The sequence below is a fragment of the Streptomyces rhizoryzae genome (genome assembly GCF_023155275.1).
GTDB lineage: Bacteria > Actinomycetota > Actinomycetes > Streptomycetales > Streptomycetaceae > Streptomyces > Streptomyces rhizoryzae.
The window spans coordinates 126,254-143,729 of the sequence record NZ_JALMUV010000007.1 but is presented as its reverse complement, the minus strand read 5'-3'; the positions used below and the strand labels follow the sequence as shown (position 1 = coordinate 143,729).

Genomic DNA, 17,476 nt, shown 5'->3' with positions numbered 1-17,476 from the left:
CGCCGCCCACGGTCCTCACGGCGGTCCGGACGACCCTCCGGCTGACCTCCTGCGGCACCGCGCTCGGCTGCGCGCCGGGCCTGGCGGTGGCGCTGATGCGGTTCTCCGCCGGCCCGTTCCTGCGCCGGGTGGCCTTGGGCCACGTCCGGGCCTTCCGGGCCGTCCCGCTCCTCGTCCGGCTGCTGTTCCGGTTCAACCCCGCCCACCTCTCCCGGCGGCTGGACTCCGGGACCCCGTTCGGGCCGGCTTCTTCCGCTTCGACACGACGGGGCCGGCCGGGGCGATGGGCGCGGCCGTCCTGGGACCGGCGCCGCACCAGGCCGCGTACGCCGCGGAGACCGTCCGGGCCGGGGTGCGGCCGGTGGCCGCCGGGCAGCTGGCGGCCGCCGCGCGGGGCCTGCCCCGGCTGCGGCGGCTGCGGCGGACCGTGCCGTCGCAGGCGATGCGCGCCCTCCTGCCGAACGCGGCCCACGAGGTCGTCTCGCTCTCCAAGGGCACCCCGGTCCTCTCGGTGAGGGCGACCGGCGAACTCTTCTACCGGGTCCGGGTCGTCCACGGACGGCACGGGCAGGTGGTGCCGCTGCCGAGGGCCACCACCGCCCGGTACGTCCTCCTCACCACCGGGCTCTCCGTCCTCCAGCACCACGTCGAACGCCACTACGCCAAGGGGGCAGCGCGATGAACGCCATGGTCGAACTCCGGTCCGTCCACAAGAGCTTCGGCACCACCGAGGTGCTGCGCGGTATCGACCTGACGGTGGCGGCCGGGGAGGTGGCGGTGGTGCTCGGCCCGTCCGGTTCGGGCAAGTCCACGCTGCTGCGCACCATCAACCACCTGGAGAAGGTCGACCGCGGCTGGATCAGCGTGGACGGGGGGCTGGTCGGCTACCGGCGCGGGGCGGAATCCCCGGCCCGCCGGGCCTTCGGCAGGGGCGGCCGCGGCCGCGCGGCGGACCGGCTGTACGAGCTGCGGGAGCGGGAGGTCCTCCGGCAGCGCACCGGTATCGGCTTCGTCTTCCAGAACTTCAACCTCTTCCCGCACCTGACGGTGCTGGAGAACCTCGTCGAGGCCCCGGTCGCGGTGCAGCGCCGCCCCCGCAAGGAGGCCGAGGCCGCCGCCCGGAAGCTGCTGGAGCGGGTGGGGCTGGCGGAGAAGGCCGGCGCCTACCCCGGGCAGCTCTCCGGCGGCCAGCAGCAGCGGGTCGCCATCGCCCGGGCGCTGGCCCTCGCGCCCAAGGTCCTGCTGTTCGACGAGCCGACCTCGGCGCTCGACCCCGAGCTGGTCGGCGAGGTCCTCGACGTCATCAAGGACCTGGCGCACCGGGGCACCACCATGATCGTCGTCACCCACGAGATCGGCTTCGCCCGCGAGGTCGCCGACACCGTCGTCTTCATGGACGGCGGCCGGATCGTCGAACAGGGCCCGCCCCGGCAGGTGCTGGACCGCCCGCGGCACGAGCGGACCCGCGCCTTCCTCTCCAAGGTCCTGTGACCGCCGCCCCCGCACCCCACCCCACCCCCGCCCCGCACAGGAAGGCCCCACCGTGCCCGCACCGCACCACCCGCCGCGGCTGGCCGTCGCACTGGACGCCCCGCGGCACCCGCTCCGCCCCGACGCCGCCCACTACACCGCCCTGGCCCGGCTCGCCGAGCGCGGCACCCTCGACTTCGTCACCCTCGGCGACCGCTTCGGCGGCCCGGGCCCGGACGCCCTCGGCCTGCTCGCCCGGATCGCGCCCGCCACCGAACGGATCGGGCTGGTGCCCGCGGTGACCACCACCCACACCGAGCCGTTCCACGTCTCCACCGCGCTGGCCACCCTGGACTGGGTCAGCCGCGGCCGGGCCGGCTGGACGGTGGAGGTGTCCACCACCGCGGCCGAGGCCGCGCTCACCGGCCGCCGCCCCGCCGCGCCGCCCGCCGAGGTCTGGCCGGAGGCCGGCGAGGTCGCCGACGCCGCCGGGCGGCTGTGGGACAGCTGGGAGGACGGCGCGGAGATCCGCGACCGGGCCACCGGCCGCTTCGTGGACCGCGACAAGCTGCACCCCATCGACTTCACCGGCCGCACCTTCGCCGTCCGCGGCCCGTCCATCGTGCCCCGGCCGCCGCAGGGCCGCCCGGTCACCGTCGTGGACGCGACCGGCGCCGAAAGCACCGGCGGGCCGGGCGAGCGGGCCCGCCGGGAGGTGGCCGCCGCCCGGGCCGATGTCGCACTGGTCCGGGCCGAGGACCCGCAGACCGCCGGCGCCGCCCGCGCCGCGCTCCGCGACCGGGCCCGCGCGCACGGCCGCGACCCCGGCCGGCTGCTCGTCCTGGCCTCGCTCCCGGTCGAGCTGGAGAGCCCCGCCGACGCCGCCGGCCTCGCCGACCTGCTCACCGACTGGTACGCCCAGGGCGCCGCCGACGGCTTCCACCTGCGCCCCGCCGACCCGGTCCGCGACCTCGCCCGGCTCGTCGAGGGCACCGTCCCGCCGCTCCGGGAGCGCGGTCTGCTGCGCCGCTCCTACGAGGGCACCACCCTGCGCGCGCACCTCGGCCTGCCGCGTCCCGCCGGCATCTACGCCGCCACCCCGGAGGCCGCCCGATGAGCCCGGAACCCCGCCCCCGCCGGCAGCTCCACCTCGCCGCGCACTTCCCCGGCGTCAACAACACGACGGTCTGGGATGACCCCCGGTCCGGCAGCCAGATCGACTTCGCCTCCTTCACGCACCTGGCCCGGACCGCCGAGCGCGGTCTGTTCGACTTCTTCTTCCTGGCCGAAGGGCTGCGGCTGCGCGAGCACAAGGGCCGGATCCACGACCTCGACGTGCTCGGCCGGCCCGAGTCGGTCACCGTGCTCAACGCGCTGGCGGCGGTCACCGACCGCCTCGGCCTGGCCGCCACGGTCAGCGCCACCTTCAACGAGCCCTACGAACTCGCCCGCCGGCTGGCCACGCTGGACCACCTCAGCGGCGGCCGGGCCGCCTGGAACGTCGTCACCACCTCCGACGCCTTCACCGGCGAGAACTTCCGCCGCGGCGGCTTCCTCGACCACGCCGACCGCTACACCCGGGCCGCCGAATTCCTCGCCACCGCGCGGGAGCTGTGGGACGCCGGGCCCGAGGGCGGCCCGCCCCGCCGGGTCGACCACCGGGGCCCGCACTTCACCGTCCGCGGGGAGCCGCCCCTCCCGCGCAGCCCGCAGGGCCACCCCGTCGTCATCCAGGCCGGGGACTCCCCGGAGGGCCGGGAGTTCGCCGCCTCCGCCGCCGACGTGGTCTTCACCCGGCACGGCACCCTGGAGGCCGGGCAGGCGTTCTCCGCGGACGTCAAGCGCCGGCTGGCGGCGTACGGGCGGCGGCCCGACGCCCTCAGGATCATGCCGGGGGTCACCGTCGTCCTCGGCGACACCCCGGCCGAGGCCCAGGAGCACGCCGCCGAGATCCGCCGGCAGCAGGTCTCCCCGCAGACCGCGCTGCTTACCCTGGAGCAGGTCTGGGGCGTGGACCTGTCCTCCTACGACCCCGACGGGCCGCTGCCGGACATCGACCCGGACCCGCACGGCGAACTGGCCCGGGGCCGGGTCCGGATCGCCGACCCGCAGGCGGTCGCCGACCGGTGGCGGGCCGTCTCCCGCGCCAAGGGCCTGTCCATCCGGGAGACGGTCATCGAGACCACCGGGCGGCAGTCCTTCATCGGCACTCCCGAGAGCGTCGCCCGCGAGATGACCGCCTTCGCGGCCGCCGGTGCCGCCGACGGCTTCATCCTCGTGCCGCACCTCACACCCGGCGGCCTCGACCCGTTCGTGGCGCGGGTCGTCCCCCTGCTCCAGGAGCGCGGTGCGTTCCGCACGGAATACGCCGGGACCACCCTGCGCTCCCACCTGGGGCTGCCGGATCCGGTACGCCCCGCACGGAAGGACTGAGATGACCAGCAGCACACCCGGACCGGACCCGCTCGCCGCGCGGCGGGACTGGGAGCGCTGGCACGCGGCGCGCCTGGCCGCGGTCACCGGCCCGTACGGCCCGCTCGCGGTGGCCGGCACCCACTGGCTCGCCGACCACCCCGGCGGCCGGATCCCGGGCCTGCCCGGCCACTGGACGGCCGCCCCCGGCGGGGACGCGGTCGTCCTGGGGGCCGCGCCCGGCGACGGCCTCACCGTGGACGGCGCCCCGGCCGACGGCGGCTACCGGCTCGGCGCGGACACCGGGCCCGAGGCGGCCCGCGTCGCCCAGGGCGCGCGCCGGCTGGTGCTGCTGCGCCGCGAGGGGCTGTGGGCGGTCCGGGACACCGACCCCGGGGCGCCGGCCCGGAGCCGGTTCCCCGGGATCGACGTCCATGACCACGACGCGCGCTGGGTGCGGCCGGGCCTGTTCCGCCCGTACGCCGCGCCGCGCACCGTCCGGCTGCCGAACGCCGACGGGCAGGAGCGGGACTTCGTCCTCGGCGGTGAGCTGGCCGTCCCGCTCGACGGGGACGAGCACACCCTCCAGGTCGCGGTCGAGGGGGACGGCTCGCTGTGGGCGGTGCTCGCCGACGCCGGCAGCGGCACCGAGCACTACCGCTTCCGCTTCCTGCGGACCGCCGCCCCGGCCGCCGACGGCACCGTCACCGTCGATCTCAACCGCGTCCACCTGCCGCCCTGCGCCTTCTCCGACCACTTCCTGTGCCCCTTCCCGCCGCCCGGCAACACCCTGCCGTTCACCCTGCGCGCGGGCGAGCGGGCCGTCCGCACCCGCTGACCCGGACCGCTCCGGCAGGCGCCGACGGGCCTGCCGGAGCGGGGAGTTCCGGCCGCGACCGGCGGGCCGGCCGCCGCGGCCCTGCTGGCCGGGCACGCGGTCCTGGTGTCCGGCGGCCCCGGCCACCGGCCGCACCGGCGGGGGAGTAGTACGAGGTCACGCGCCAACCGGACGCCGTCCAGGGCCCGTTGAGGTGCCCCCGCGCGGCGGTGCGCGGGGCCCGGGTCGGCGCAGGCCCTCTTGCGCGGCGGGGGCGGGGCACCCGACACTCCCGGTCAGCGAGCGCTTGTCAGGGGCACGCAAAAGATGCGCGGGGTCACCCCTGCGCGCGTCCGCGCGTCCCCGGCTGCGCCTCACGGGCCGCCCCGGCGGCCCCCGATCCCCCTCGGAGGAATCAGTGAGGAACGAGCGCACCACCCCCCGCAGCGGCGTGGCGAGACGCACCCGGCTGATCGCCGCCGCGTCCGCACTGCTGGCGGCCGGCGCCGTCGCGGTGCCGACCGCCGCCGGCGCCCAGACCCCCGCCCCCGACCGGACGTTCAGCGCCGCCCAGCTCACCGCGGCCGGCAACGCGGTCCGCGCCGCCGACGTGGCGGGCACCGCCTGGCGGGTCGACCCGGCGACCCACACCCTGGTCGTCACCGCCGACAGCACCGTCTCCAGGGCCCAGCTCGCCAAGATCCAGCAGGCCGCCGGCAGCAACGCCGGCGCGGTCCGGATCGAGCGCACCGCGGGCAAGATCCGCAAACTGCTCTCCGGCGGCGACGCCATCTACGCCCCCAGCTGGCGCTGCTCGCTCGGCTTCAACGTCCGCAGCGGCAGCACCTACTACTTCCTGACCGCCGGCCACTGCACCGACGGCAAGCCGCCGTGGTACACCAACTCCTCCGGCACCACGAGCATCGGCCCGACCACCGGCACCAGCTTCCCGGGCAACGACTACGGCATCGTGAAGTACACCAACACCTCGGTGGCGCACGCCGGTACGGTCGGCAGCCAGGACATCACGAGCGCCGGGAACCCCACGGTCGGCCAGTCGGTCACCCGCCGCGGCTCCACCACCGGCGTGCACTCCGGCAAGGTCACGGCCCTGAACGCCACGGTCAACTACGGCAACGGCGAGATCGTCTCCGGCCTCATCCAGACCACGGTCTGCGCCGAGCCCGGTGACAGCGGCGGCCCGCTCTACTCGGGCAGCACCGCGCTGGGCCTGACCTCCGGTGGCAGCGGCGACTGCACCAGCGGCGGCACCACCTTCTTCCAGCCCGTCACCGAGGCGCTCAGCGCGTACGGCGTGAGCGTGTACTGACCGGTGGCCACCGGCTGACCGCGTACGAGGGCCCCCGCCGAGCCGGCCGGCGGGGGCCCGTCGCGCCTCCCGGCCGGCCTCGACCACCCCCGGCCCCGGGCCTACCATGGGAGACGAAAGCGACGTAACGCGACGTATCCGGACACATTCCGTACGCGCCGCACGGCACGCGTCAGGGGGCCGTGATGGTCGGAGAAGTGGTGGCGGCCGTGGTGGGCCTGGCCTCCGCGGGGACGGTCTATCTGATGGCCGCCGCGCGGGTGGTCAAACAGTACGAACGAGGGGTGGTGCTCCGCCTCGGCCGGCTGACCGCCCCGGTGCGCGGTCCGGGCTTCACCATGATCATCCCGGGCGTCGACCGGATGCGTAAGGTCAACATGCAGATCGTCACGATGCCGGTGCCCGCCCAGGAGGGCATCACCCGCGACAACGTCACCGTCCGGGTCGACGCGGTGGTGTACTTCAAGGTCATGGACGCCGCCGACGCGGTCGTCCGGGTCGAGGACTACCGCTTCGCGGTCTCCCAGATGGCGCAGACCTCGCTGCGCTCGATCATCGGCAAGAGCGAGCTGGACGATCTGCTGTCCAACCGCGAGAAGCTCAACCAGGGCCTGGAGCTGATGATGGACAGCCCGGCCGTCGGCTGGGGCGTGAGCGTCGACCGGGTGGAGATCAAGGACGTCTCGCTGCCGGAGACGATGAAGCGCTCGATGGCCCGCCAGGCCGAGGCCACCCGGGACCGCCGGGCCCGCGTGATCAACGCCGACGCCGAGCTCCAGGCGTCGAAGAAGCTGGCCGAGGCCGCCGCGGCCATGTCCGACCAGCCCGCGGCGCTGCAACTGCGGCTGCTGCAGACCGTGGTGGCGGTCGCCGCCGAGAAGAACTCCACGCTGGTGCTGCCGTTCCCCGTGGAGCTGCTGCGGTTCCTGGAGCGCTCCGGCCTCCAGGCCCAGGCGCAGACCGAGCACGCGGAGGCGGAGGCCGCGCGGGCCGCGGCGGAGGCCGAGCGGGCCCGCACACCGCACCCGGCCGTCCCCGAGCGCCCGGCCGGTGACGGCCTGCCGCCGCTGGAGGACCTCCCCGAGGCCGATTTCCCGCAGCCACCGCTGTGACCCCGTGACGGAAGGCCGCCGCACCCGGGTGCGGCGGCCTTCACGTGCGCCTTGCCCGTGCGCTCCGCTGTGCGGTGGGGTGCGTTTCCGGACAGCCGCCGTCCTCACACTTCGCCCGCCGCCGAAGCCGCCGCGTGCCCTCTGATGTCCGCACTCAGGACCCGGGTGCGCGGATATCGGTGTGAACGGGGTGTGGTGAAAACGTGAACTCCCCTGCCCGAGACCGGAACACGGTCTTGTGCGGGGGAGCGGCCGGTGGGAATACTCGGCTCCGAACGTTGGCATGGACGCGTCTCCCCGGGGCGGCCGCCCGGGGCCGAGCCGTCCGTGCTCGGTACCTCACCCTGCACTCTCGGGCCCCTTGCGACTCCCCACAGTCCGGGCCCAACCCCCCACGGGAGGCTCTGAGTTGAAGCACCGACGCATACCCCGCCGCCGCACGATGCTGGCCGGCGCCGGCGCCCTGGCGCTGGCCGCCACCGCGACCGTCACCCTCGCCAACGCCCACGCGGCCCCCGCCTCCGCGGCGGCCGCGCTCTCCCCGTCCGCCGCGACCGCCCTGGCGTCCCAGCTGAAGGCCGGTACGGCCGGCGCGTACTACGACGCCGCGGCCCGGAAGCTGGTCGTCAACGTCGTCGACGAGGCATCCGCCGCGACCGTCCGGGCCAAGGGCGCCGAGGCCAGAATCGTCCGGCACTCGATGGCCCAGCTCGACGCGGCCCGGCGGACGCTGAAGGCCAGGGCGACCATCCCCGGCACCGCCTGGGCGATGGACCCCCGGTCCAACAAGGTCGTGGTGACCGCCGACCGCACCGTCACCGGTGCCGCGCTGGCCCGGCTCACCAAGGTCACCAAGGGGCTCGGCGACACCGTCGAACTCCGGCGCAGCAAGGGCGAGTTCAAACCGCTGATCGCCGGCGGTGACGCGATCTGGGGGAGCGGCGCCCGCTGCTCGCTCGGCTTCAACGTGGTCAAGGACGGTCAGCCGTACTTCCTGACCGCGGGCCACTGCGGCAACGCCGTCAAGAGCTGGTCCGACCAGCAGGGCGGTCAGGAGATCGCGACCACCGAGGAGTCCACCTTCCCCGGCAGCGACTACTCCCTCTCCAAGTACACCGGCGACACCGCCCACCCCAGCGAGGTGGACCTCTACAACGGCAGCACCCAGAAGATCACCCAGGCCGCGGACGCCACCGTCGGCGAGAAGGTGCAGCGCAGCGGTAGCACCACCCAGGTGCACGACGGTACCGTCAAGGCGCTGAACGCCAGCGTCAACTACCAGGAGGGCACGGTCGACGGGCTGATCCAGACCGACGTCTGCGCCGAACCCGGTGACAGCGGCGGCGCCCTCTTCGACGGGGAGAGCGCCCTCGGCCTGACCTCCGGCGGCAGCGGGGACTGCTCCAGCGGCGGGGAGACCTTCTTCCAGCCGGTGCCGGCGGCCCTCCAGGCGTACGGCGCACAGATCGGCTGACGGGCCGCACGGCCCCGACGCCCCACAGGCACCGGCCCCCGGACGCTCTCCTCGTCCGGGGGCCGGTGGTGTGCGGCGCCCTGTCCGCCCGTCCTCCTGGCGTTACGTCAGCGGGCGGCGGGCCGGTGGCGGTCCGCTCAGAACTCGAAGACCGCGCCCTTGCCGCCCGTCATCGCGCACGGGTTGGCGAAGGTGTGCGTGTACGAGACCCGGCGGCCCTGCCAGACGCCGTCCGCGGTGACCACGACCGGGTCCCACTCCTTGGTGCACACCCGGTCGTTCGCCGCCGCGGCCTCGGTGACCGCGTTGAAGTCGCCGGAGACGGTGCGCAGCTGGGTGCAGGCGGCCCGGGCCATCGGGTGGCTGCCGGCGGCCACCGGCATACAGCTGAGCGTCACCGCGCGCTCCACCGTGGCGGTCGCCCGGGACTCGCCCCGGCCGACCGTGAGGACCAGCTCGGTCGGGGCGTAGAGACCCCCGGTGCGGGCCGGCTGGGCCGGCGCGGCAACGGCCTGCGCGGTGGGGGCCAGCGAGCCCAGAACCAGCGCCGAACCGAGCGCGATCGCCCCAGTGATGTACCGCATGACGAAAACTCCCTTGCTTTTGGGTGCAGATACCGGACGCGAGTGTGGCCCAACCGCATCTCAAACGCACGCGGCCCGATCACTTTTGGTCGATAGATGAAAGCTGACGGTAATGGCGCGAATGCGCCCGGGGGCGGCGGGGCCGGCGGCCCCGGGGCGGCGTGCGGCCAGCACGGATGCCGGGCCCCCGGGCCGGGCGGCGCCGCGCCCGCGAGGGGCGGTTCCGGCCGCCGACCGGTCGTTCGGGCGGGCTTCGATCTCCGGGGATTGGCCGAAGGGCTGAGCTCGTTGGCGTCCGGACGGTCCTGGGCCGCCACCGGCCCGCCGCGCGCCCGTCACCGGCCGGTCACGCCCCCGTCACCCGGCCCGCCCGCCGGCCCGCCGGGCCGGTCAAGCTCCGGCAGCCCCGCGGTGAGTGCCCGCATCCCGCGCGCCACCAGCTCGGCGGGGCCCTGCGGCCCGTCCGGTGCGGCGTCGCCCGCGGCCCACTCCTCGACCGCGACCCGCAGTGCGGTGTTGGCGGCGGCCGCGGCCAGCCGCACCTCCAGCGCACCGGCGCCGGTCAGCCGGGCCAGGACCTCCCGCAGCGCCTCCTCGGAGTCGTGGTGGACGCGGTGCCAGACCGCGCGCAGCGCCGGGTCGCCGGGCATCGCCCGCAGCAACCCGCGGGTCCACCGCAGCGCCTCCGCCGCCGGTGCGTCCGCGGGGGTCAGCGCCCGGCGCGCGGCCCGCTCCAGCGCCTCCCGGGCGGGCGGCGCGTCCGGTCCGGCGGTGACCGCGGCCAGGTCCTCGATCCACTGCCGGACGCCCCGGGCGAGCAGCGGGGCCACCGCGTCCTCCTTGGTGCGGAAGTACCGGTAGAAGGTCCGCAGCGCGACGCCCGAGGCGCGGGCGATCTCCTCCGCGGTGACCTCGGGGCCACGCTCGGCGAACAGGGCCGCCGCGGTGCGCGCGATCTCCAGCTGCGTGGCGGCCTTGCGGCGCTCGGTCAGGGACGGCCGCGCGGGGGTGGGTGCGGCGGCGGGGCGTGGTGCGGTCGGCATGGGGCCAGCTTACGGAGCGCGATGGCAGATAGGCATGTTGTGCGAATGTGGCACATCGTGCCAAGTGGGCGTACGGTGCGGTCAGAGCCCCAGAGGCACTCACGAACGGAGCAGCACATGAACCGCTTTGACGGACGCCGCGTACTGATCACCGGCGCCGGCTCGGGCATCGGACAGGCCACCGCCCACCGGATCCTCGCCGAGGGCGGCCGGGTCGTGGCGGTGGACGTCGACGAGGCGGGTCTGGCGGCCACCGCCGCGCGGGCCGCCGAGGAGGGCACCGCCGGCCGGCTGGAGACCGCCCGGCTGGACATCTCCGACGAGGCCGCGGTGCGGTCCGGGGTGGCCGCCGCCGTGGCGCACCTCGGCGGGCTGGACGCGCTGGTCAACGCGGCCGGCATCCTGCGGTCCTCGCACACCCACGAGACCACCCTGGAGTTCTTCACCACGGTCCTCTCGGTCAACCTGACCGGCACCTTCCTGATGATCCGTGAGGCGCTGCCGGCCCTGCTGGCGGGCCGGGCGCCGGTGATCGTCAACTTCAGCTCCACCTCGGCCTCGTTCGCCCACCCGTACATGGCGGCGTACGCGGCGAGCAAGGGCGGCATCCAGTCGATGACGCACGCGATCGCCAGCGAGTACAGCAAGCAGGGGCTGCGCGCGGTGTGCGTGGCGCCGGGCTCGATCGCCAGCAACATGACCACCGGCCGCGGCCCGGGGCTGCCCGCGGACGCCGACATGAGCCTGTTCACCAAGCTCGCCCCGGCCCTCGGCCAGGGCTTCGCGGGCCCGGAGACCGTCGCCGGGGTGATCGCGATGCTGGCCTCCGAGGACGGCGCGTTCATCACCGGCACCGAGATCCGGATCGACGGCGGCACCCACATGTGACCGGCCGCGGGGCCGGTGCGGAACGGCGCCCCGGGTCTGCCGCGTCGGGAGGGGCGCGGCAGACCCGGGGCGCCGTCGTGGCGGCCGCCGGTGCGGGTCTCAGGCCCCCGGCCGCTCCGCGGCGGCCGGCCGCTCGCCCAGGCCCCGGCCCAGCGACGCCAGCACCAGGGTGACCAGCGCCCCGCCCACCGCCCAGGCCGAGAGCACCAGCAGCGGCCCGGTCAGCGCCTGGCCCCGGAAGTACGCGATCGAGCGCGCCGCCCAGGTGCCGGCGCCCGGCGGCAGCGCCGGACCGATCGCCCGCCAGAACGGCGGCAGCAGCGGATACGGGTAGGCGCCGCCCGCACTGGGGTTGCCGAACACCACGATCACCAGGATCGCCAGGCCGATGCCGATGATCCCCAGCAGCCCCTGGAACGCCAGCGTGGTCGCGCCCACCGCGAAGACGGTCAGCGCGCCCAGCCCCCACAGTCCGAAGAGGCTGCCGGGCAGTGCGCCGAGGACCGGGCCGACCACGATCGCCCCGGCCAGCCCCGCGGCGATCGCGTAGACCGCCAGCGCGGCCAGCCGGATCATCGCCCGCTGCCGGTTGGCCGGCCGCGCCCCGGCGCTGATCGCCAGGATCGCCGCGCACAGGTAGCCGCCCACGCACCACCCCACCACCAGGTAGAACGACGACAGGCTGCGGCTGTCGCCGGCGCCGGCGGGGACCACGTCCTCGGTGCGGACGGTCCGCTGCTGCTCCTTCTCGGCCGCGGTCACCACGAGTTCGACCGCCTGCGCCAGTGAGGCACCGCCGCCGCCGGCGACCAGCAGCCGGTCGGTGCGGCCGCGCGGGTCGACGAGCAGCGCGGCGTCGGTCTCCCGGTCCGCGATCCGGCGCCGCGCCTCCCGTTCGGACCCCGCCGGGCGCGGGTCCAGCGGCGCCCCCGGCAGCCGGTCCAGCTTGGCCACCAGCCCGCCGCGGAGCTGGGCGGGGGCGACCACGTCGAGCGGCACCCGGTCCGGTTTCGGGTGGTGGAAGGCCCCGGTGTACGACGTGATGAACGCGACCATCAGGCCCAGCACCCCGGTCACCAGGAGGGCCGCCCGGGGCGTCACCGCGCTCCGCACCTCCTCGGCGAAGCTCAGCCGGGTCCCGTCGTCCGTCGTGGCCATGCGCTGCTCCGTTCCGGGCCCCGGCGGATCCGGTGAGGTCGTCCGCCGGGGGAGTCCCTTGGTTCCATGGGATTTATATCCCTTTGAGGCTGTTTATCCGCCCTGGCGGGGGGCCCTGGCGCGTGTTCGTACGGATGTTCGAAGAAAGCGTTATGGTGGAGGAAGTGACACAAGGGTCATGAAGAGAGCCGGGGGGCGTATGAGGTGCAGGAGGTGCGGATGCCCGGGTTCACGCATCTGCACACCGCTTCCGGCTTCTCGCTGCGCTACGGCGCCTCCCACCCGGAGCGGCTCGCCGAGCGCGCCGCCGAACGGGGGCTGGACGCCCTCGCCCTGACCGACCGGGACGGCCTCGCCGGCGCCGTCCGCTTCGCCAAGGCCGCCGTCGCGGCCGGGGTCCGCCCGCTGTTCGGCGCCGAACTGGCCGTGGCCGACGGGGAACCGGCACCCCACCCCGCCCCCCGCCCCCGCACCCCGGTGCGCGGCGGCGCCTTCGTCGACGAGTCCGCCGCCCGCGCGGTCTTCCTCGCCCGCGACGGCGCGGCCGGCTGGGCCGCCCTGTGCCGGCTGGTCTCGGCCGCCCACGCCGCCCGCGACCGGCGGCCCGTCCTGCCCCGCACGGCCCTGGAGGCCGCACCCGGCGGCCTGACCGTGCTGCTCGGACCCGACTCCGACGTCGGCCGGGCACTGGCGGCCGGCCACCCGGACCACGCCGCCCGGCTCCTGGCCCCCTGGCGCGAGCTGTACGGCGACGCGCTGCGCCTGGAGGCCGTCGACCACGGGCGCCCCGGCGGCGGCCCCGGCTCCCTGCGGCTGGCCGCCCGCACCCTCGGCTTCGCCGTCGACCAGGGCGTCCGCGCCGTGCTGACCAACGCGGTGCGCTACGCCGACCCCGGCCAGGGCCCGGTCGCCGACGTCCTGGACTCCGCCCGCCGCCTGGTCCCCGTCGACCGGCACCGCCCCGAGACCTGGGACAGCGGCGAGCGCTGGCTCAAGGACGCCGCCGCGATGGCCGCCGCCGCCGAGCGGATCGCCGAGGCGGCCGGCTTCCGCCGCGATCTGGCCCACCGGCTGCTCGCCATGACCGAGGAGACCGCCGGGGAGTGCCGGGTGGACCCGCGCGGCGACCTCGGGCTCGGCCGGATCCACTTCCCCGAACCGGCCCTGGTCGGCGCCCGGCACCGCACCGCCGCCCGGGTCCTGCGCTCCCGCTGCGCCGCCGCGATGGTGCTGCGCGGCTACGACCGCGACCGCACCCGCTGGGCCCGGCTCCACGACGAACTGCGCACCATCGAGCGGCTCGGCTACCCCTCCTACTTCCTGACGGTCGCCCAGGTGGTGGACGACATACGGGGGATGGGCATCCGGGTGGCCGCCCGGGGGTCCGGCGCCGGCTCCCTGGTCAACCACCTGCTGGGCATCGCGCACGCCGACCCGGTCGAGCACGGGCTGCTGATGGAGCGGTTCCTGTCCGAGCGGCGGGCCGCGCTGCCGGACATCGACATCGACGTGGAGTCGGCCCGCCGGCTGGAGGTCTACCGCGCGATCTTCGACCGGTTCGGCGCCGAGCGGGTGGCGACCGTCGCGATGCCCGAGACCTACCGCGTCCGGCACGCCGTACGGGACGTGGGCGCCGCGCTCGGCATGGACCCGGCGCGGGTGGACCGGCTCGCCAAGGCGTTCCCGCACATCCGCGCCCGGGACGCGCGCGCCGCGCTGGCCGAACTGCCGGAGCTGCGCGGGGTCCGGGAGGGTGCCGGGGAGCGGCTCTGGGAGCTGGTCGAGGCGCTGGACGCGCTGCCCCGCGGCACCGCCATGCACCCGTGCGGGGTGCTGCTCTCCGACGCCACGCTGCTGGACCGCACCCCCGTGGTGCCCACCAGCGGCGAGGGCTTCGCGATGTCCCAGTTCGACAAGGACGACGTGGAGGACCTGGGGCTGCTCAAACTCGACGTGCTGGGCGTGCGGATGCAGTCCGCGATGGCGCACGCGGTCGCCGAGGTCCACCGGGCCACCGGCGTCCGCCTGGACCTGGACGACCCCGCGCAGGTGCCGCCCGGCGACGTGGCCACCTACGGCCTGATCCGCTCGGCCGAGACGCTGGGCTGCTTCCAGATCGAGTCGCCCGGCCAGCGCGACCTGGTCGGCCGGCTCCAGCCCGCCACCTTCCACGACCTGGTCGTGGACATCTCGCTGTTCCGGCCCGGCCCGGTCGCCGCCGACATGGTGCGGCCGTTCATCGAGGCCCGGCACGGCCGCCGGGCGCCCCGCTACCCGCACCCCGACCTGGCGGACACGCTGCGCGAGACCTACGGGGTGGTGGTCTTCCACGAGCAGGTCATCGAGATCCTGCGGATCATGACCGGATGCCGGCGGGACGAGGCGGACGAGAAGCGGCGGGCGCTGTCCGACGCGGCGGCGCAAGAGGAGGTGCGCGCGTGGTTCACCCGGCGGGCCGGGCTGCGCGGCTACGCCCCCGGGGTCGTCGCGCACACCTGGGAGATCGTCGAGGCGTTCGGTTCGTACGGCTTCTGCAAGGCGCACGCCGTGGCGTTCGCGGTGCCCACCTACCAGTCCGCCTGGCTCAAGGCGCACCACCCGGCGGCCTTCTACGCCGGGCTGCTCACCCACGACCCGGGGATGTACCCCAAGCGGCTGCTGCTCGCGGACGCCCGGCGGCGCGGGGTGCCGGTGCTGCCCCTGGACGTGAACCGGTCGGGCGTCACCCACCGGATCGAACTGGTGTCCGGTCGGGAGGGCGCGCCGGACACCTGGGGGCTGCGGCTGGCCCTCTCCGACGTGCACGGCATCAGCAAGGCCGAGGCCCGGCGGATCGCCGACGGGCAGCCCTACCGCTCGCTCCAGGACCTCTGGCAGCGGGCCCGGCCGGGCCGCCCGGTGGCCGAACGCCTGGCCCGGGTCGGCGCGCTGGACGCCTTCGGCGCCAACCGCCGGGACCTGCTGCTGCACGTCGCCGAACTCCACCACCGCGGCAAGGCCGCCCCCGACGGGCAACTGGCGCTGCACACGCCACAGGAGGCGGCGGCCGCACCGGTCGCGCCGGCCGGACTGCCCGACCTGACCGACGTGGAGCGGCTCAGCGCCGAACTGGGCGTCCTCGGCATGGACGCCTCCCGCCATCTGATGGCCGACCACCGGGAGTTCCTCACCGAACTGGGCGCGGTACCGGCCCGGCGGCTCCGGGACGTCCGGCACGGTGAGACGGTGCTGGTCGCCGGCGCCAAGGCGGCCACCCAGACCCCGCCGGTCCGCTCCGGCCGCCGGGTCATCTTCACCACCCTCGACGACAGCACCGGCCTGGTGGACTGCGCCTTCTTCGACGACAGCCACGAGACCTGCGCGCACACCGTCTTCCACTCCTGGCTGCTGCTGGTGCGCGGCACCGTCCAGCGGCGCGGCCCGCGCAGCCTCAGCGTGGTCGGCGACGCCGCCTGGAACCTCGCCGAACTGGCCGAACTCCGCGCGGAGGGCGGCCTGGAGGCGGTCACCGCCCGGCTCGCCGCCGGCCCGGGACGGACGCCCGCGGACGAGCCGGAGCAGCCCGCCCCGGCGCCCGGCGAGCCCGCCCCGGCCACCGCCCCCGGCCGCACCCTCCGCCTGGAGACCGGCTACGCCCTGCACCCCTGGGCGGACCTCCGCCCGCCCGGTGAGAGCGCCGCCACCGGCCGCAAGCTGTGGCACGCCAGCCCCGGGAGCGCCGGACGATGAACGCCGCCCCGAAGCCCCCCGCCACGCCGCCGCCCCCGCCCGGCGCCCGGCGCCCACCCACCACGGCGCCCGCCACCCTGCATCTCCGCTTCAGGACCGCCGCCGGTGAGCCCGTCAGCGCCCGGCAGTACGAGCAACTCCTCGCCCTGCTCGGCCAGTTCACCCCGGTGGTCCAGGCGCTGCCGCCGGACGCCGCGCTCGCCGACGTCCGCGGCGCGCTGCGCTACTTCGGCCGGGACGCGGCGGGCATCGCCGCACTGATCCGGCTGCGCGCCCTGGCCTGGCACGGCGTGAGCTGCACCATCGGCGTCGGCGGCAACCCGCAGCTGGCCCGGATCGCGGCCCAGGACGCCCCGCCCGGCGGGATCCGCGCGGTGCCCGCCGACCCCCGCGCGGCCGCCGCCTTCCTCGACCGCCGCCCGGCCTCCGCGCTGTACGGCGTCGGGCCCGCGGCCGCCCGCGCGCTGTCCGCCTACGGGCTCGACAGCATCGGCCGGATCGCCGCCACCCCGCCCGCCACGCTCCAGCGGATCCTCGGCGCGAAGGCCGGCCGGGCGGTCTCCGAACGGGCCCGCGGCATCGACCCCACCCCCGTCATCCCCAACGCCGCCGCCCGCTCGATCGCCGCCGAACACCGCTTCGGCCACGACGAACTGGACCCGGACCGGCGCCGCCGGGCCCTGCTCTCGCTCGCCGACGAACTCGGCGCCCGGCTGCGCGCGAGCGGACAGGCCGCCCGCGCGCTGACCCTCACCGTCCGCTACGCCGACCGCTCCACCACCACCCGCACCCGGCGGCTGGACGCGCCGACCGCGCACGGCCCCGCGCTCACCGCGGCCGCCTACGCCCTGCACACCGCGCTCGGCCTCCAGCGGGCCCGGGTGCGGGCGGTGGCGCTGCGGGCCGAGGACCTGTGCCGTGCCGAACACGCCGCCCGCCAGCTGTCCTTCGACCCCGCCGACGACCGGGCGCACCGCGTCGAGGCCGCCGTGGACCGCGCCCGGGCCCGCTTCGGCACCGCAGCGGTCCGCCCCGCGGCGGCCCTCGGCCCGGCCGCGGGGCCGCTGGGGAAGCCCCTGCCGGACCCGCCGGGCCGCCCCCGGTCGTAGGCGCCCGGAGGCCGGGCCGCCTGCCGCTTGCCGACGTCGCCGGCCGCGCACACGATGACGTAGCGGAAGGGCTTCCGCGCGGTCTTCGGGGCAGGATGCTGATCGCTCACGTGGGGACTCCCCACTGCCGGCTGAAGCGGTGCAGTTGCGGCAGGGTATGACGGCGGTCGCGGGCGGCCGTCCGCCCCACCGTTCCCGCCGCACGCAACCGGCATTGCGCACCCGTGCGTGCGGCGTGGATCCGGTGCGGTTTCCTTCACCGTCACGCCACTGGTACGCCTCGCTTACCCGGCCGTAACTTACCTGTCAGTCACACGTTGGCCCTTGCGATCCGGATCGCAGGTGAACGG

The 17,476-nt window shown here is 76.1% G+C and carries 13 protein-coding genes and 1 pseudogene; 11 read left to right on the top strand and 3 right to left on the bottom strand.

All coding sequences use genetic code 11. From position 1 onward, the window contains the following. Positions 1 to 5 precede the first annotated feature (5 nt). The 8 genes and pseudogenes from MUU72_RS08840 to MUU72_RS08805 form a co-directional block, all read left to right on the top strand. Positions 6 to 682, top strand: a pseudogene (locus tag MUU72_RS08840) (ABC transporter permease family protein); the annotation flags it as partial. Continuing rightward, entirely contained in the window at positions 679 to 1,491 is an 813-nt protein-coding gene (locus MUU72_RS08835) for an amino acid ABC transporter ATP-binding protein (RefSeq protein ID WP_282503820.1), read from the top strand. The pseudogene MUU72_RS08840 and the gene MUU72_RS08835, both read left to right, overlap by 4 nt. A gap of 52 nt (positions 1,492 to 1,543) precedes the next feature. Then, positions 1,544 to 2,587, top strand: coding sequence for an LLM class flavin-dependent oxidoreductase (locus MUU72_RS08830; protein ID WP_372503043.1), 1,044 nt, complete (start codon positions 1,544 to 1,546; stop codon positions 2,585 to 2,587). After that, positions 2,584 to 3,903 carry an LLM class flavin-dependent oxidoreductase gene (locus MUU72_RS08825; protein WP_248012594.1) on the top strand — a complete coding sequence of 440 codons (1,320 nt, stop codon included), beginning with the start codon at positions 2,584 to 2,586 and terminating at the stop codon, positions 3,901 to 3,903. Before MUU72_RS08830 ends, MUU72_RS08825 begins: the two co-directional genes overlap by 4 nt. 1 nt (position 3,904) lies before the next feature. Next, positions 3,905 to 4,720 carry a DUF1684 domain-containing protein gene (locus tag MUU72_RS08820; RefSeq protein WP_248012593.1) on the top strand — a complete coding sequence of 272 codons (816 nt, stop codon included), beginning with the start codon at positions 3,905 to 3,907 and terminating at the stop codon, positions 4,718 to 4,720. Positions 4,721 to 5,117: 397 nt separating this feature from the next. After that, positions 5,118 to 6,029: a S1 family peptidase gene (locus MUU72_RS08815; RefSeq protein WP_248012592.1), complete on the top strand. Its 912-nt coding sequence runs from the start codon at positions 5,118 to 5,120 to the stop codon at positions 6,027 to 6,029. 185 nt (positions 6,030 to 6,214) lie between these two features. Further along, the gene (locus MUU72_RS08810; protein ID WP_248012591.1) at positions 6,215 to 7,141 is read left to right on the top strand and encodes a slipin family protein; all 927 of its coding nucleotides are present in this window, start codon (positions 6,215 to 6,217) and stop codon (positions 7,139 to 7,141) included. 409 nt (positions 7,142 to 7,550) lie between these two features. After that, complete coding sequence (locus MUU72_RS08805; protein ID WP_443743060.1) at positions 7,551 to 8,615, top strand: S1 family peptidase; 1,065 nt, start codon at positions 7,551 to 7,553, stop codon at positions 8,613 to 8,615. Positions 8,616 to 8,752: 137 nt separating this feature from the next. Here the strand turns inward: MUU72_RS08805 and MUU72_RS08800 are convergent, their stop codons facing one another. Next, positions 8,753 to 9,199 (bottom strand): subtilase-type protease inhibitor, encoded by a 447-nt coding sequence (locus tag MUU72_RS08800; protein WP_248012590.1) that lies wholly within the window; start codon positions 9,197 to 9,199, stop codon positions 8,753 to 8,755. A gap of 335 nt (positions 9,200 to 9,534) precedes the next feature. Further along, positions 9,535 to 10,242 carry a TetR family transcriptional regulator gene (locus tag MUU72_RS08795; RefSeq protein WP_248012589.1) on the bottom strand — a complete coding sequence of 236 codons (708 nt, stop codon included), beginning with the start codon at positions 10,240 to 10,242 and terminating at the stop codon, positions 9,535 to 9,537. A 117-nt stretch (positions 10,243 to 10,359) separates the two neighbouring features. Here MUU72_RS08795 and MUU72_RS08790 point away from each other — a divergent pair, with 117 nt between their 5' ends. Beyond that, entirely contained in the window at positions 10,360 to 11,130 is a 771-nt protein-coding gene (locus MUU72_RS08790) for an SDR family NAD(P)-dependent oxidoreductase (protein WP_248012588.1), read from the top strand. A 99-nt stretch (positions 11,131 to 11,229) separates the two neighbouring features. Here the strand turns inward: MUU72_RS08790 and MUU72_RS08785 are convergent, their stop codons facing one another. Then, on the bottom strand, positions 11,230 to 12,288 hold the full coding sequence (locus MUU72_RS08785) for a DUF3533 domain-containing protein (protein WP_248012587.1): 1,059 nt from the start codon (positions 12,286 to 12,288) through the stop codon (positions 11,230 to 11,232). Positions 12,289 to 12,507: 219 nt separating this feature from the next. Here MUU72_RS08785 and MUU72_RS08780 point away from each other — a divergent pair, with 219 nt between their 5' ends. Together MUU72_RS08780 and MUU72_RS08775 are read left to right on the top strand one after the other, a co-directional pair. Next, positions 12,508 to 16,017, top strand: a complete 3,510-nt coding sequence (locus MUU72_RS08780; RefSeq protein ID WP_248012586.1) for a DNA polymerase III subunit alpha — start codon at positions 12,508 to 12,510, stop codon at positions 16,015 to 16,017. Then, positions 16,014 to 17,126, top strand: coding sequence for a DNA polymerase Y family protein (locus MUU72_RS08775; RefSeq protein WP_248012585.1), 1,113 nt, complete (start codon positions 16,014 to 16,016; stop codon positions 17,124 to 17,126). The genes MUU72_RS08780 and MUU72_RS08775 overlap by 4 nt, the downstream gene beginning before the upstream one ends. The last annotated feature ends 350 nt before the right edge of the window (positions 17,127 to 17,476 follow it).